The sequence below is a fragment of the Verrucomicrobium sp. BvORR034 genome (assembly GCF_000739635.1).
GTDB lineage: Bacteria > Verrucomicrobiota > Verrucomicrobiia > Verrucomicrobiales > Verrucomicrobiaceae > Verrucomicrobium.
On sequence record NZ_BATQ01000035.1, the window covers coordinates 1 to 14,157 of the forward strand.

A 14,157-nucleotide genomic window follows, 5' to 3' on the forward strand; every position below is an offset into this window, starting at 1 on the left:
GGGGATCAGATCATCTGAAGCAACATCCCGGTCGAGAAGCATCCCTCAAACCCCTCTACTTCGCGATGAAGGATTGGCTTCGGACTGAGCTAGGGCAGGTTCCTTGGCGGCCACCCTAAAACGCGCGCGGTTGGTTCGTTCTCCTCACGTCGTCAACTACGACCGGTGTTGGCGGTGACCCGGCAGAAGGGATTCTTGATCACCCTTTGTATCCGAACACACCCCGATTTGACTGAGGGCTTCTGCAAGATGCAGAAAGCCGGCACGCTGGAAGCGCGCGGTCCCCGGGTGACTCTGAAGCACTGTGGAGGGAAAGCTTGGGGAGCGCAGGCGGCCCGCCTGCTGCAAGGGCGGCTCGCCCGTAGCTCAGGTCAGGCGGCGTGTAGATGATGGCGCATGTTTTCCCTCCGGTGCGGAGTTCCCGGGGAGCCGCCGGAAACAGCAGTCGGGCCGGCTGCGCTCCCCCATTGCGTGGATGTGCTGTCGTTTGAGGGAGAAGCTCGGGGAGCGCAGGCATCCTGCGTGCTGTTGCCGGCATCCTGCCGGGGACGGGCAGTGGGTGCAGGGTGGTGGTGGAGCAGGGGGTTCGAGGAGTGTTGCAGTGGGTGCCTTGGGGAAGGTGGCGGAGTGGTCATGGTTCTTGGTCACGGGTAGGGGGACTGGGCAGATCAGGAGCCGGGCGACTGAACCGGCTGAAGCCGATGACTACTTTGCCGGCTGTCGGGAGTGGAGTGATGGAGGGGGGGGCGTCTGGGGTAAGGGACGGGGACTTGTGAAATTCATCGACGGTGGCGGCAAGAATCACTGGCCTGCGTGCGCTTTTCTCTGCCCGCGTTGCTCGTTCTGTTGGGGCGATCTTTCTGACGGTTTCTGACACTTTTGTGATGATAATGACGACGATGACTACGACTTCCTTCAAGCTTCCTGTGTGGCGCTTTCACTTGCCGGCGCTCGCTGTGGTGTGTGCTTTGCCGATGCTGGCTGGGTCTCTGTCTGCGGCGGAGCCGGTGGCCGCGGTGGACCTGAAGCTGCCGGATCCGCTGGTGACGCTGGGCGGGGAGAAGGTGACGACGAAGGAGGCTTGGGAGAAGACGCGGCGGGCGGAGGTGCTGGAGCTCTTCCGCAAGAACATCTATGGCCGGGCACCGGTGGGGCGGCCGGCGGACTTGAAGTTCGAGGTGATCGACTCCGCAGTGGATGCGATGGGGGGCAAGGCGACGCGCAAGCAGGTGAAGATCTCGTGGCGTGGGCCGGGCGGGGAAGGCGCGCTGAAGCTGGTGCTCTTCATCCCCAATGGGCTGACGAAGCCTGCGCCGTGCTTCCTGCTGATCTGCAACCGCCCGGCGGCGGCGAACATCGATCCGACGCGGGCGGTGAAGAGTCCGTTCTGGCCGGCGGAGGAGATCGTGGCGCGGGGTTATGCGGCCGCGGCTTTTTACAATGCGGATGTGGTGCCGGACAAGCATGATGAGTTCAAGAGCGGGGTGTTCAAAGCGTTCGACACGGAGCCCCGTACAGCGGAGTCCTGGGGGACGATCGCGGCCTGGGCGTGGGGCGCGAGCCGGGCGCTGGACTATCTGGTGACGGACGCGGGGATCGATGCCAAACGCGTGGCGGTGGTGGGGCACTCGCGCGGGGGCAAGACGGCCCTGTGGGCGGGGGCGGAGGATGAGCGCTTCGCCATGGTGGTGAGCAATGACTCGGGCTCCACCGGGGCGGCGCTGGCACGCGGCAAGACGGGTGAGAAGATCCGCGACATCAACCGCGGGTTTCCGCATTGGTTTAATGGAAACTACAAGACCTTCGCGGATCGAGAGGAGGAGCTGCCGGTGGACCAGCACATGCTGGCGGCGCTGATCGCGCCGCGGCTGCTCTACATCGCGAGTGCGACGGAGGATGACTGGGCGCATCCGAAGAATGAGTTCCTCTCCGGCGTGCATGCCAGCCCGGTGTATGGCCTCTACGGTCTGGAGGGGCTGACGGGCAAGGCGTTTCCCAATCCGGATGCACCGGTGCAGGGCGGGTCAATCGGCTACCACCTGCGCACAGGGAAGCACAACCTGACGGAGTATGACTGGGGTTGTTTCATGGACTTTGCGGACAAGGAAGGCAAAAATTAGGAATTAGGAATTAGGAATTAGGAATGCGGGGGCCGGTGTGATGGAGTGGGAAATGATGAATTAGGACTAGGGAGTGATGCTTTTGGAATGCGGAGTGGAAAGTGCCTGACCGCTGGTGCTTGGTGCTTGAAGTTTGAAGTTTGAAGTTTGAAGTTTGAAGTTTGAAGTTTTGGCGCCGTGTCGGCCTTTGGTGATCTTTCGTTTTCTTTGAGACTATGAACCGCTTTGCTTCTGTGATGCTCCTGACGGCGCTGTGCGCGGTCGCCCGTGATTCTGGCTCGGTGGTGGCTGCGGAGGCGGCGAAGGCTGCTCCGGCGGTGAAGCCTGCGCCGGCACCTGCAGCAGCGGTTCTGCCGGGGGCGGTGGATTTCATTGATACGAGCTTCGAGAATGCGTCGCCGCTGTGGTATGAGTTCGCGGAGGACGGGACGGTGATGGTGAACCTGAACTATGACCACCAGCGCAGCTCGCTGAACCGGGCGGCGGGGCATTTCCACTTCCGCCTGCAGGCGCCGAAGGGGCGGCGGATCACGCTGGAGTTCGTGAATCTGAAAAACGTGTGGAACAACACGCCGGGCTCGGTGGGGAAGGAGATCAAGCAGGTGGTGGTGTCGCAGGATGGCCGGAACTGGACGCCGGTGCCCACGGAGGCGCCGGAGGACGGTCGCGTGCGGGTGACGCTGGAGATGCCGGGGGACTCGCTCTTTGTGGCGCGGGCGGAGCCGTACCGGCTGTCTGATCTGAACCGCTTGATCGAGGAAATAAAGTCCAACCCGCTCGTGAAGGTGACCTCCATTGGCAAGACGGTGCAGGGTCGGGAGCTGGAGATCATTCGCGTGGGGCGGGAGTCGGCCCCGCGCCATATCTTCCTGAGGGCGCGGGCACACCCCTGGGAGCCGGCGGGCAACTGGGTGGTGGAGGGGCTGGTGCGCCGCCTGCTGAAGGGGGATGCGGTGGCACAGAAGTGCCTGGCGCAATACAGCGTGTGCATCCTGCCGATGGCGAACAAGGACGGCGTGGAGCGCGGGGGTACGAGGTTTAACCTGGGCGGAAAGGATCTGAACCGCGAGTGGGACAAGCCGGCGGATCCGCAACTGGCGCCGGAGAACGCGGCGCTGGAGCGCTGGCTGGACGCGGAGATCCAGGCGGGACGCCGGCCCACGCTGGCGCTGGACCTGCACAATGACGGCAACGGCCTGCTGCACCTGAGCCGCCCGGAGGGACCGGAGGGCGAGAAACATCTGGCGCGCATGCTGGCGTTTGAGAAGAGCCTGCGGGCACACACGTGGTTCACGGAGGGCTCCTCGAAGCCGAGCTTCCGCAACCCGGGATCGATGGGCGAAGGCTGGTTCACGCGGTTCGGCATCGACGCGGCGATTCTGGAGTTCCACTGCAACTACATCGCGGGGCTCAAGGAGCCGGCGATGGGGAAGGGGTGGCTGGCGTTTGGTGCGGGGTTGGCGGAAGCGTTTGACCAGTACGTGTCGGTAAACCAGTAACTCAGTAACTCAGTAATTCGGTAATTCAGTAAGCCGGTAATACAGTAGTCCGGTCATCCAGCGTTCCAACACTCCCTCACTCCATTTCTCCAGCACTCCCGTATTTCACCACCCCAGTACTCCACCAATCCAACACTCCACAAACCACGTGAAAGTACCTTCTCTCTCCCTGTTCCTGTTCCTCGCCTTGGCGGCGGGGTCTGCCTTTGGTCAGCACAACGTGCCGCCGGCGGGTTTTACGGCGCTTTTTAATGGCAAGGATCTCGCTGGCTGGTTCGGCATGGGCACGCGGGATCCGGCGGAGCTGAAGGCGATGTCTGCGGCGGAGCTGGCGGAGTACAAGAAGAAGTCGGTGGAGGGCGGGCTGACGGATGCCAAGGGCAAGGCGAGTGAGGACCACGTGAACGCGCACTGGAAGGTGCTGGACGGGGAACTGGTCAATGACGGCAAGGGCCTGTACCTGACGACGGACAAGGACTACGGCGACATCGAGCTGTGGGTGGACTACAAGATGCTGCCGCTGGGGGACAGCGGCATCTACTTGCGCGGCATCCCGCAGGTGCAGATCTGGGACTATACGGAGGAGGCGAAGTTCAAGCTGGGCGCGGACAAGGGCTCAGGCGGTCTATGGAATAACAAGGGAGAGGAGGGCAAGCATCCCCTGAAGCGCATGGACAAGGCCTTCGGGGAGTGGAACACGTTTCACATCAAGATGATCGGCGAGCGCGTGACGGTGAAGCTCAATGGCGAGGTGGTGGTGAAAAATGCGCCCCTGGAGAACTTCTTTGCCAACAAAAAGGCGGGCTTCCTGGCCTATGGCAAGCCAGCGACGGACGCCAAGGCGAAGGAGGCGGCGCCGAAGCTGCCGAACGGGTACATGCCGGACCCGATCGCGGTGAAGGGGCCGATCCAGCTCCAGACGCACGGGAGCGAGATCCGCTGGCGCAATGTCTTTGTGCGCGAGATCGGTGCGGATGAGGCGAACAAGGAGCTGGCCGCGCAGGATGCGGAGGGGTTCGTGGAATTGATCAATGGCAAGGACTTGAGCAACTGGCAGGGTGCGGTGGACAGCTATGAGGTGAAGAACGGCGCGATCGTGTGCAAGCCGGGCAAGGGCGGGGATCTGCTGACGAAGGAGGAGATTGAGAACGGGAAGATCCGCATTGAGTTCAAGCTGCCGCCTGCAGGAAACAACGGCATCGCCCTGCGCACGCCGCTGGGCGGGCACTCGGCCGCAGACGGTCTGGAGATCCAGGTGCTGGACAGCGATGGGTACAACGCGAAGCAGGCCGCGGCGGGCAAGCCGGGGCTGAAGCCGGAGCAGTATCACGGCTCGCTCTACTTCTGCGCGGGGGCGAAGCACGGCTACCTACGCCCGGCAGGGGAGTGGAACTTCCAGGAGATCGAGGTGCAGGGGCAGAAGATCAAGGTGACGCTGAACGGGACGAAGATCCTGGATGTGGACATTGACTCCTTTGACCGCAGCCAGATGGCGAAGCCGCCGAAGGGCCTGGACGTGCGCAAGGGGTACATCGGGTTCGCCGGGCACAGTGATCCGGTGGAGTTCCGGAGTTTCAAGGTGAAGAAGGGGTGAGTTTAGTTTCAAGTTTTCAGTTTTCAGCCTCTGGGACGCGCAAGGGCCCTGAGGGTGGGGGTGGGGGTGGGAGTTCTTTTTGAAGAGCGACTCACACGGCGACATCAGTTGGGGGCCGCTCGCGGGAGTGGTCTGCAATGGGGCGGCAGCCGCTGCTGCTGCGGCCCGTGTAGGTAGTGGCAACGGGGTAGGACCTGCGGGTGCGGGAGGTGTTTCCCATTCTGACCAAGCCGTTCACGGAGAACAGGTGAGGTGGATATCCTCCCGCCAGCCATCGTTTAGGCGAGGGGCTTCTGCTCAAGGATTTATAGAAAAACGACCTAGGTTTTCTCCGAGGCTGAGTATATTTTTAGAATGAAAATGCAAAATGCGATTGACAAATGGGTATCAATTGGTACCTTCTTTCATGCCGTTGTGCTATGACAGGCCCAGTTCAATTGATCCCCGAAGCTTGGAAAAACGAGGTCATCCGAATTCTAAGGCGTGGCGACCGTGCCTCCATTGAATGGACCGTTCAGGCTCAAAGTGACTGGCAGCAGTTCGGTCTTCCCTATGAAGCCTATGAGCAGCTTGTTGTTTGTTTGCAAGATCCCAATGCTTTGGGGAGACAGGTATTTGGCATGTCAGGTGCCGCTGAGATTTGGGAGTTTTTGTTTCCCCACCCTCTGAAAATTCCTACTCCGTTGTATGGGAAGATCGGCCTTCGGAACGACAACAAGAGTCTCGTAGTCAAAATATTCTCTACGCACATTGACCGTAAAGGAGAGCTAGAGAAAGCAATTCAGAAGTTTCTCAAAAACCGAAAGTAATGAAGTCGACCCGCAAGTTTGAAGAGCGTCCTTTTAACATTTACATTCCTGCTACCGAGGAACGGCCCGCGGTTAAAGTTGCGACTATCACAGTACAGGTTTGGGTTGATGAGGATGGTGACGAAATCTTGGCTCCAGAATCTCTGGAGCTCGTGGAGAAAACCCAGGCCCGATATATTGGGCTTCTAACGGGGAGCGATATTCGTGTGTTGCGCGAGCGATTGAAACTTTCTCAACTCGAACTTTCCGAACTCTTGGGTTGCGGTGAGAAGTCGCTTTCGCGTTGGGAAAATGGACGCGGCTACCCTTCCCAGTTGGTGAACACCCTATTGCGTGTTCTTGATGAAGGTCTGCTGACGCTCGCCCAACTGCGCAGTCTTCAGCGGCCACGAACTGACTGGGCCGAAATTATTTTTGCTACGCCATCGTCACTTGCTCATTTTCGTATTGCTTCAACCCCGCAAGACGCATGGGACGATTGTCCAGCATTTGGGCGGGGTAAATTGGACATGCAGCTCTTTGGGTCATGATGAAACTATCTCCTATTCAGCTTCTTGAATATCACGTTATTCATCTTGATGTTGAAGCTTGTGCCACTTTCGATCAAGAGAGGCCGATGGATCTGGACTCTGCGGACTTGGAAGTTTCTTCCGAGACCAAGATGCTCGATGATGGCGCTGAACCAAGATGGGCGGTCAGCCTTACGGTGCGTCATGAACCGGTGGAAGGAAAAAATGTGCCATATCGGCTCCTGGTTGAATTGGTGGGGCTGGTAAGCGCCATTCCAAAAACCGTGGATGATGCACTTGAGCACGCAATTGCTGTTAACGGGCCTTCGATGCTATTTGGTGCAGCCAGAGAAATTCTCCGCGACACTACCGCTCGAGGTCCCTATGGGCCAATAGTAGTTCCTTCGGCTTCGTTCTTCACGCCACCGCCTACAACGGAGAGACTCGCGCCAGCGCGCAAACGTGTTAAATCCGCCAAGTGATCTCGGTGCCAAGGTATGAGAGCCATCTATCGTTCTGCATTTACCCTTAATTCGGACAAAATACATCAATCCGAACTCATGGACAGGGTGGCAGACCTTGTCTATCGATGGGTGTTTGATTCGAAACGGCTTGAGCGTATTGGGTGTGTGTGGCAGGAGGGAATTCCTTGCTCCGCTAGCACAATTGAGTCCCAAGAAATTGCTCCGGGATGGAATATTCAAGCCCTTCGCGTCGATTCGGAACGTCAGCAAGCATGGGGTTTTCGTCTAATTCATCCAGATGCAGAATACTCGCATCTCGTCTGGGCAACAGAGATCACTGTAAGTTCAAAAACAGGAGAACTTCCGTTCTTTACGTGCTCCAGCCTTGTTGGTGACAGGGGGCAGGTTTTTGTGCCCATTCGTAGACGGCCAAGTCGCCCACGCATTGTTGCCGACGTGCTGGATGAAATTGGAGGAACAAGCGTTATGGACGGTAGGAGCGTATTTCCGCTTCTCACAAAGCCCCTAGACTTGTCAGAGTCGAATACGGATAGAGAGATCTTTCTCGGGGCGCTGACATCGGAAAGACGCACCCTGCCGATTATCTTTTTTTCAGCGATCAATGAGACTAATCTACCCCTCGTGGACGCAATGAAGGTGGCCAATCACCTTGCGGGACTCGCTCATGTCGTTCTCGCTCGCAATAGCACTGTTTCGTGGAATCTTGCGGATCGACTGCCGCAGCATCTCAATTGCTATGGTGGCGCTGTCCGCTTGTACTGGCCAGGCCTAAAGTTGTCGGATCCCGGATTTCGACACCCCCTTTGGACTCCCCAGCGAATTGCGCAATACGGGCAAATGAGCACCCAAGAGGTTGGTCTCCAATTATTGGAAGCGATTGCCAGTATTTCGGCGTTCAAATTGCCGGCAAACTTTCTGACTTGGGACGACCTCTTGGATCTGAAGCGCAAACGGGCTATCGCGGAGGCGAAGGAGCGCGCTCTGACGGAAGCTCAAGCCTCGGGTAAGAAGAATGAATGGGCTGAACTTCTCGAAGCAGATAACTCCAGCCTGGCTCAGGAGATTCGCGCGTTGAAAGAGCAACTTGCCGCGCAATCGGAGGAGGTGGAGCAACAGCGCTCGATAGCGGAGAGTTATCGATTCGCGTTGGAGCAGGAGCGTCGTCAACCGGTTGACGCAATGGAAGTAGAGATGCCAGACCTGCCCGCAATGTCCGTTTGCGAGGCAGTTGAAAACGCTGAACGAATTCACAGTGAGCGCCTAGCCTTCTGCTTCAACAATCGCTCTGAACACCGAGACTCCCCCTTTCATGCGCCAGAGGAAGTTGAGCGTGCTTTGAACTGGCTTGCGACTACCTACTTCGATTCCCGATCGAAAAAGGTATCCTGCCAAGATTTGGATGCCAACCTCGCTGCCGCCATTCCAGGTTGGCACTACTCGGCACACCAGAAAGAAGCTACGATGAAGGCCTGCGAACCTTGGTACCGTTGTCCTTGGCCCTCCGCTCTGAATGGTAAAATCTGGATTCCCGAACACCTAAAGGGTGGTGCTGACCGCTCCAGGAGGCCTGAGGATACGATTCGTGTTGCTTTTGCGTGGGTTGATGAATCTCAAAAAGTCGTTATTGGATTCATTGGGCAACACCAGGAGAATACCAGAACATAGGGAAGCTCCCTTCTCACAAAGAACTTACAGAAGGCGGGTTTCCTCAGAGGAATAGGTGCTGGGGCATCAGCTTGTGTCGTGGCGGGTGGAATCCGTGCCGTTCATGGTCGAGCTGGCGAAGGAGTTCCCGCAGTTCGGTTATATCAAGGAAGAGGCTCCGCCGGTGATCGGTCGCACGCGGGAGCTGTGCGCAGCGCGCCCGGTGATCCGCCGTGTGTTCCGCGCCCGCGGGGCGCATGGCTTGCTCTATGAATCCCACCTGGGCACGGAGGGCTGATCACGGAGCGCGCGGTGTATGCAGATGTGCTGACGCGGATCTGGGAGCTGATGGAGAGCGGGGCGGATCCGGATGTGGTTCGAGATGCCTACGCGAAGCTGTTGCTGCTCTTCAACGTGGGCACGCACCTGCCCGGCGGGGACTTGCGCGGGTTCCAGCTCCATCTGTGGATGAAACGCGGGGTGTTCAAGAACATGATCTCCCGTGACTATGTGACGGAAAAGGGCGGCCAGAAGGTGATTCCTGCGAAGCCGGTGTTCGCGGAGCTGAAGCTGAGGCCGGACGAGGTGGCGGAGATTGATTTCCGGTTTGAGGCGTTACGGCCGTATTTGAAGATTTAGGATTTAGGAATGAATGGTGGAGTTATGTCATGAACCCGGATGGTTGGCGGTGCGTAGCCGCGGGTGAAGGGGGCGTTGCGAGAGCAGCCCATGGTGGGGTGGGTTGGTGAATTCTGCCGCGGAGCGGTGGGCCGGTGGGGGCAGAGTGATTGAGGATGGGTTCGCGGGAAGGGGGTGTGGGGTGCCGATGGCGAGGGCCGTCTTTGCGTGTGCGAATGTGGCAAAACGGGTGGGGGCGTGCCTCTGAGAATGGGGTGGTTGTTATTGGGCACTCCTTCGGTGCGCTCATGCTGGAGCGCTGCCTGGGTCAGGCTTGCGTGGCCATGCTCAGCTCGGAACTGGAGTGGTTTGGGGATGAGGAAATAGGGCAAGCAAGCGTTCCAACATCGGGCCCTCCGCAGTCTTCCACAGAAGCGGTTGCGCCTGAAAAGGCTGCTGCGAACAAGGTTGTTGTGGAGGGGCGGATCAACATGTCGTTTGACCTGATGTTCATTGTGAACTCCGCCTGTCCATCCCTCCATGCGAAGATGCTGGATGACTTTCTGCGCATGTGCCGCAGTGGACTCTCAGGGATGAATGCTCCTCACAAGGACGTGCCCGTCATTGTGAGTGTGACTTCCACGCACGATGACGCCACGGGGAAAATCCACCCGGTGGGGAATCTGCTGGCCGGTTTCTCCCGTTGCATGCAGAGGCGCTACGATAAGCCGGTGACAGATGGAGAACCGTTGTGGCAGGGCTATTTCTACTCGCGTACAGCCGGACATAATCCCCTGCTGCTCAACCACTGGGTGGTGAAACGGAGCAAGCCCGAGGGGGCTGTGTCTGACCCGGACCTTGTGTTTGACGATAACCTCAATATGGACGTGTCCCCAAAAGATGCGCTTCACTTTTTGACCTCCGGGAGTGATGGTGGGGGGCGCAGGCTTGGGAGATCACCCACGACCCGTCTGATGGCGAGGAATGGAGTGCGGAGGATCCTTATGAGCTGCGTAAAGCGCGGACGGCCCACTGGACTCTCCGATGCCTGCCGGAGATCATCAAGGATCACGGGGACGTGTGGAATGTGCACGCCATGGAAATGTATGCAGCACTCTTCCGGTTGGTGCACATGCGGCGCAATCCGCCCAACAGCCCTTCTTGATGGGAGGTTCCTGTGTGCCCGGAAGGGATAAGGAAAGAACTATAAAGCAAGGTGAAAATGCTATGAGCCAAAGGATATCTGGGTGGTGCCTCTTTCAGCGAAGCATGGGGCGGGAGCTGCGGGAAGCCCGGTGTTGGTGGCCGGATGTGTGGCACTATCGTCACGGTTAAATATTTTTGCTTGCGCGATAGTGGAGCAGGTGGGTAGAGTGCGGTCCGATGCCGGGGCTCTGCGTTGGGCGGGTGCTGGCAGGGTGAATCTTCTTCAGTCACGTCCTGAGCCTCATGAGTACGCAAGAATTCGTTGTCCCACTACATATCAGCGTCACGCTCGGGGTGCCGGTGCTGACTACGGCGGCGCCTGCGCCGACATTTCTGCCGGCTGGCAGCGGAGGTCGCCCTGTTGTGCAGGAGAAGGCGACGGTGCTGGAGGATACGCCGGATCTGCACAAGTTCAGCACGGCCACGCTGACGCGCGGCGAGTTCCACTGGCGCACGGCGCTCTCGCTGGCGCTGGCGAGCAAGGTGGCCTACGGGCGGAAGGAGGACGTGAAATGGGTGGTGCAGGACATCTGGAATCTGCCGGAGCCGGAATTTTTCGATGAAGATGGCACTCAGTGCTTTGTGGCGGTGGCGCCGGACTGCGTGATCGTTTCCTTCCGGGGAACGGAGAGCTTCGGCGACTGGTTTGGGAACCTGAACATGCTGGCGACGACGAAGACGTACGGCGAGGTGCACCGGGGGTTCTTGGGCGCGTTTCAGGTGGTGCAGGGGAAGCTGGAGGCGCACTTGGACAAGCATGCCGGGCTGCCGGTGCTGATCACGGGGCACAGCCTGGGCGGGGCGCTGGCTGCGATCGCGGCGGCGGAGTGGCAGGGGAAGCGACCGGTGAAGTGGGTGCACACCTTTGGCCAGCCACGCACGGGCCGGGGGGCTTTCCCCAAGTTCCTGGCGAGAAAGTACGGCGCGAGCCTCTGCCGCTTTGTGAATGACGACGATATCGTGCCGATGGTGCCGCCCAATTTTGGTCACGCGGGCAAGCTGTACCACTTCGACGAGGATGGGGATCTGGAAGCCTCCCTGATCACTGAGGCGATGGAAGGGGTGGGGCTGGAGGAGGAGGCCTGCCTGGAGGAGTCTCCCATGCTGACTGAGACGGAGTTCCACCAGTTGAGGGCCCAGCTCCTGCAGGAGCGGGCGCAGTGGGGCTCATCCAGCCTGAGAATGAGCAATCTGGAGTCCGCGCCGTCGCCTCTGGCGGGTGCCGGGGTGGAGGGTTTCTTCCCCAGTGTGGCGGATCACTCCATGGACCGCTATATCGCCAAGATTTCGCGCCAAGCGAGGGTGTGAACCTTACTGGCGGGGCGGGCCGGATGGGCTGCCCTTCTGAACGACTTTTCGCCATTGAACTGAAGTTTCATCAGCCACTCTTTAACCGAATCCATCGTCATGTCTGATACCGATTTTTCCAAGCGTCTGGAGAGCGTCAGGGAGAGCCTGGGGCATCTGTTTGGCAGCAACGTCCTCAGCGGCGGAGGCGGCAGTGAGATCCGAGAGGCTGCCTCTGGTCTGCCGGTGCTGGACGCAGAGCTGGCGAATCTGGCGGAGGCGGCAGATCCCACCCGGGCTACAGAGGGTAAGGTGACGGCGCTGGAGGCGATCATTGAGAAATTCGGGCGCCCGGTGGCATTCATCAAAAACGGGGAGTTCGAGGATCTACCAGCACCATGGACGCACTTCAATGTGGGGGAGATCCGCCACTACCTGGAGGGGGCGATTCCCAGCGTGGGACGGGTGGAGCTGATCTCTCCCGGGGGGAGGACCACGGTGCATCTGGGCTCTGGCTTTGTGGTGGGGGAGGGGCTGTTGATGACCAACCGGCATGTGGCGCAGCTCTTTGTGACCGGGGTGGGCAGCGGGAGCAGGCTGGCCTTTGTGCCGGGACGGACGGGGGCGATCGACTTTGGCCGGGAGGCTGGGTTCGACAAATTCAATCTGGCGGGAACGCTGCGGCTGACGGGGGTGAAGATGGTGCATCCCTACTGGGACATGGCGCTGCTGCAGATGGATGGCATGCCGGTGGGCATGAAGGCGCTCACGCTTTCGACCAAGGCGCCGGACGATCTGCTGGGGCGGGACATTGCGGTGATGGGCTATCCGGGGCGAGGAAATGACAGGCGGCCGGAGGCGGTGGCGCTGGAGGCGGAGCTGTATGGGGACGTCTTTGGCGTGAAGCGGATGGCTCCGGGCCGGGTGAAGAAGAGGTCGATCATTGAGAGTTTTGCCAACGCGGTGTCGGCGATGGAGCATGATGCCTCTACGCTGGCGGGGAACTCGGGCTCGGCGATATTCGAGGCGCTCACAGGGCATGTCGTGGGGCTGCACTTTGCGGGGATCACTTTGCGGGCGAACTACTCTGTGCCGACGTTTGAGCTGGCGCGGGATCAGCGGGTGTGGGATGCAGGGGTGCAGTTTTCCGGTGTGGTATCGACCCAAAATGAGTGGGAGCCGCTATGGGAGTTTGCCGGGGCGTTCAAGGGTTCGGGAGGGAAACCGCGGCCGCGGCCGGTGCCAGCGTCGGTGCCGGGGGGCGGGCCCGGAGGGGGCGGCGGTGGTGGCAGTGTGCCCGCGGCCAGCCTGGGTGGGGACACGGCGACGTGGACGATCCCGCTGACGATCTCTGTTCGGGTGGGCGGAGGGGGGATGCCTCCTGTAGTAGAGGCCGGGTCTGGAGGGACGCCCATACCTCTGCCTGGGGATGCCGGTGAAGAGGTGGTGACGGCGCTGGAGTCTTTCCAGATCCCCATCATGTACGACGGGCTGGACACCCGGGAGGGCTACAAGGCTGATTTCCTGAACCTGACTGATGGCGATGTCCCGCTGCCTGTGCTCACAGCCAAAGGCGAGAAGGCGGTGGTGGTGCCCGAGAGTGGTTCTGCGGAGCTAAAGTATCACCACTTTTCAGTGTTCATGCACAAGAAGCGTCGCCTGGCGCTCTTCACCGCAGCCAATGTGGACTGGCGCAAGGCGAGCCGGCTGGTGAATGGCAAGAAGCCGACGCGTAAGGAGCTGACGGGCCTTGCTGAGGGGGTGTCTGAGCAATGGGTGACGGACGACCGGATCAAGGAAACGGAGCAGCTCCCGGACGTCTTCTTTACAAAGGACAACAAGGCCTTCGACAAGGGGCATCTGGTGCGCCGGGATGATGTGGCATGGGGGAAGGACTTCGAGGACATGCAGATCGCCAACGGGGACACCTACCTGACCACGAACTGCTCGCCCCAAGTGAAGGAGTACAACCAAGCATCTCATGGTGACTACAACTGGGGGGAGCTGGAATCCATGATCGAGCGGGAGACGAAGGCGGAGAAGGTGATCATCTTTTCCGGCCCGATCCTGGATCCTCAGGACCGCTTTTTCACGGGCCTCACGGAGACTGGCCCGACAAAGGTGCAGATCCCGCAACGCTTCTGGAAGATCGTGGTGGCGCGGAAGGATGCAGACGCTCTGGCCTATGGATTCATCCTGGATCAGGACCTCAAGAAGGTGCCGCTGACGGAGAAGTTCGAGGAGTTTGTGGTGGAGGAGGACTGGAAACGCTTCCAAGTGCCGATTGAGCTGATCGAGGACTATCTCTATGGCCTGGTGAAGCTGGACTGGTGCAAGAAGCGGGATGCGTTTGAGACCTAGGCGACTCGGTAGTCCGGTAATTCAG

At 59.7% G+C, this 14,157-nt stretch carries 11 protein-coding genes; all 11 read left to right on the top strand.

What is annotated here, in order from left to right:
- The first annotated feature begins 899 nt into the window (after positions 1–899).
- The 11 genes from BV034_RS05800 (at position 900) to BV034_RS05855 (ending at position 14,132) form a co-directional block, all read left to right on the top strand.
- Positions 900–2,120, top strand: a complete 1,221-nt coding sequence (locus BV034_RS05800) for a prolyl oligopeptidase family serine peptidase (RefSeq protein WP_265592679.1) — start codon at positions 900–902, stop codon at positions 2,118–2,120.
- 215 nt (positions 2,121–2,335) lie between these two features.
- Positions 2,336–3,619: a M14-type cytosolic carboxypeptidase gene (locus BV034_RS05805; protein ID WP_050025050.1), complete on the top strand. Its 1,284-nt coding sequence runs from the start codon at positions 2,336–2,338 to the stop codon at positions 3,617–3,619.
- A 148-nt stretch (positions 3,620–3,767) separates the two neighbouring features.
- Positions 3,768–5,213, top strand: a complete 1,446-nt coding sequence (locus BV034_RS05810; protein WP_050025051.1) for a DUF1080 domain-containing protein — start codon at positions 3,768–3,770, stop codon at positions 5,211–5,213.
- Between the two features lie 419 nt (positions 5,214–5,632).
- Positions 5,633–6,022 (top strand): hypothetical protein, encoded by a 390-nt coding sequence (locus BV034_RS05815; RefSeq protein ID WP_050025053.1) that lies wholly within the window; start codon positions 5,633–5,635, stop codon positions 6,020–6,022.
- Positions 6,022–6,552: a type II toxin-antitoxin system MqsA family antitoxin gene (locus BV034_RS05820; protein WP_050025055.1), complete on the top strand. Its 531-nt coding sequence runs from the start codon at positions 6,022–6,024 to the stop codon at positions 6,550–6,552. Before BV034_RS05815 ends, BV034_RS05820 begins: the two co-directional genes overlap by 1 nt.
- Entirely contained in the window at positions 6,549–7,013 is a 465-nt protein-coding gene (locus BV034_RS34490) for a protein-export chaperone SecB (protein WP_081887600.1), read from the top strand. Before BV034_RS05820 ends, BV034_RS34490 begins: the two co-directional genes overlap by 4 nt.
- A 15-nt stretch (positions 7,014–7,028) precedes the next feature.
- Positions 7,029–8,681, top strand: coding sequence for a hypothetical protein (locus tag BV034_RS05830; protein WP_265592680.1), 1,653 nt, complete (start codon positions 7,029–7,031; stop codon positions 8,679–8,681).
- 94 nt (positions 8,682–8,775) lie between these two features.
- Positions 8,776–8,958 (top strand): hypothetical protein, encoded by a 183-nt coding sequence (locus tag BV034_RS05835; protein WP_265592681.1) that lies wholly within the window; start codon positions 8,776–8,778, stop codon positions 8,956–8,958.
- A gap of 26 nt (positions 8,959–8,984) precedes the next feature.
- Positions 8,985–9,299, top strand: a complete 315-nt coding sequence (locus BV034_RS05840; RefSeq protein WP_265592682.1) for a hypothetical protein — start codon at positions 8,985–8,987, stop codon at positions 9,297–9,299.
- Between the two features lie 1,428 nt (positions 9,300–10,727).
- Complete coding sequence (locus BV034_RS05850; protein ID WP_081887601.1) at positions 10,728–11,792, top strand: lipase family protein; 1,065 nt, start codon at positions 10,728–10,730, stop codon at positions 11,790–11,792.
- Between the two features lie 99 nt (positions 11,793–11,891).
- Entirely contained in the window at positions 11,892–14,132 is a 2,241-nt protein-coding gene (locus BV034_RS05855; RefSeq protein WP_050025067.1) for a DNA/RNA non-specific endonuclease, read from the top strand.
- The last annotated feature ends 25 nt before the right edge of the window (positions 14,133–14,157 follow it).

What these genes read in the sequence shown, in the direction of transcription:
- BV034_RS05800 (WP_265592679.1), top strand. Translation starts at nt 900, where the DNA reads ATGACTACGACTTCCTTCAAGCTTCCTGTGTGGCGCTTTCACTTGCCG.
- BV034_RS05805 (WP_050025050.1), top strand. Translation starts at nt 2,336, where the DNA reads ATGAACCGCTTTGCTTCTGTGATGCTCCTGACGGCGCTGTGCGCGGTC.
- BV034_RS05815 (WP_050025053.1), top strand. Translation starts at nt 5,633, where the DNA reads ATGACAGGCCCAGTTCAATTGATCCCCGAAGCTTGGAAAAACGAGGTC.
- BV034_RS05820 (WP_050025055.1), top strand. Translation starts at nt 6,022, where the DNA reads ATGAAGTCGACCCGCAAGTTTGAAGAGCGTCCTTTTAACATTTACATT.
- BV034_RS34490 (WP_081887600.1), top strand. Translation starts at nt 6,549, where the DNA reads ATGATGAAACTATCTCCTATTCAGCTTCTTGAATATCACGTTATTCAT.
- BV034_RS05830 (WP_265592680.1), top strand. Translation starts at nt 7,029, where the DNA reads ATGAGAGCCATCTATCGTTCTGCATTTACCCTTAATTCGGACAAAATA.
- BV034_RS05850 (WP_081887601.1), top strand. Translation starts at nt 10,728, where the DNA reads ATGAGTACGCAAGAATTCGTTGTCCCACTACATATCAGCGTCACGCTC.
- BV034_RS05855 (WP_050025067.1), top strand. Translation starts at nt 11,892, where the DNA reads ATGTCTGATACCGATTTTTCCAAGCGTCTGGAGAGCGTCAGGGAGAGC.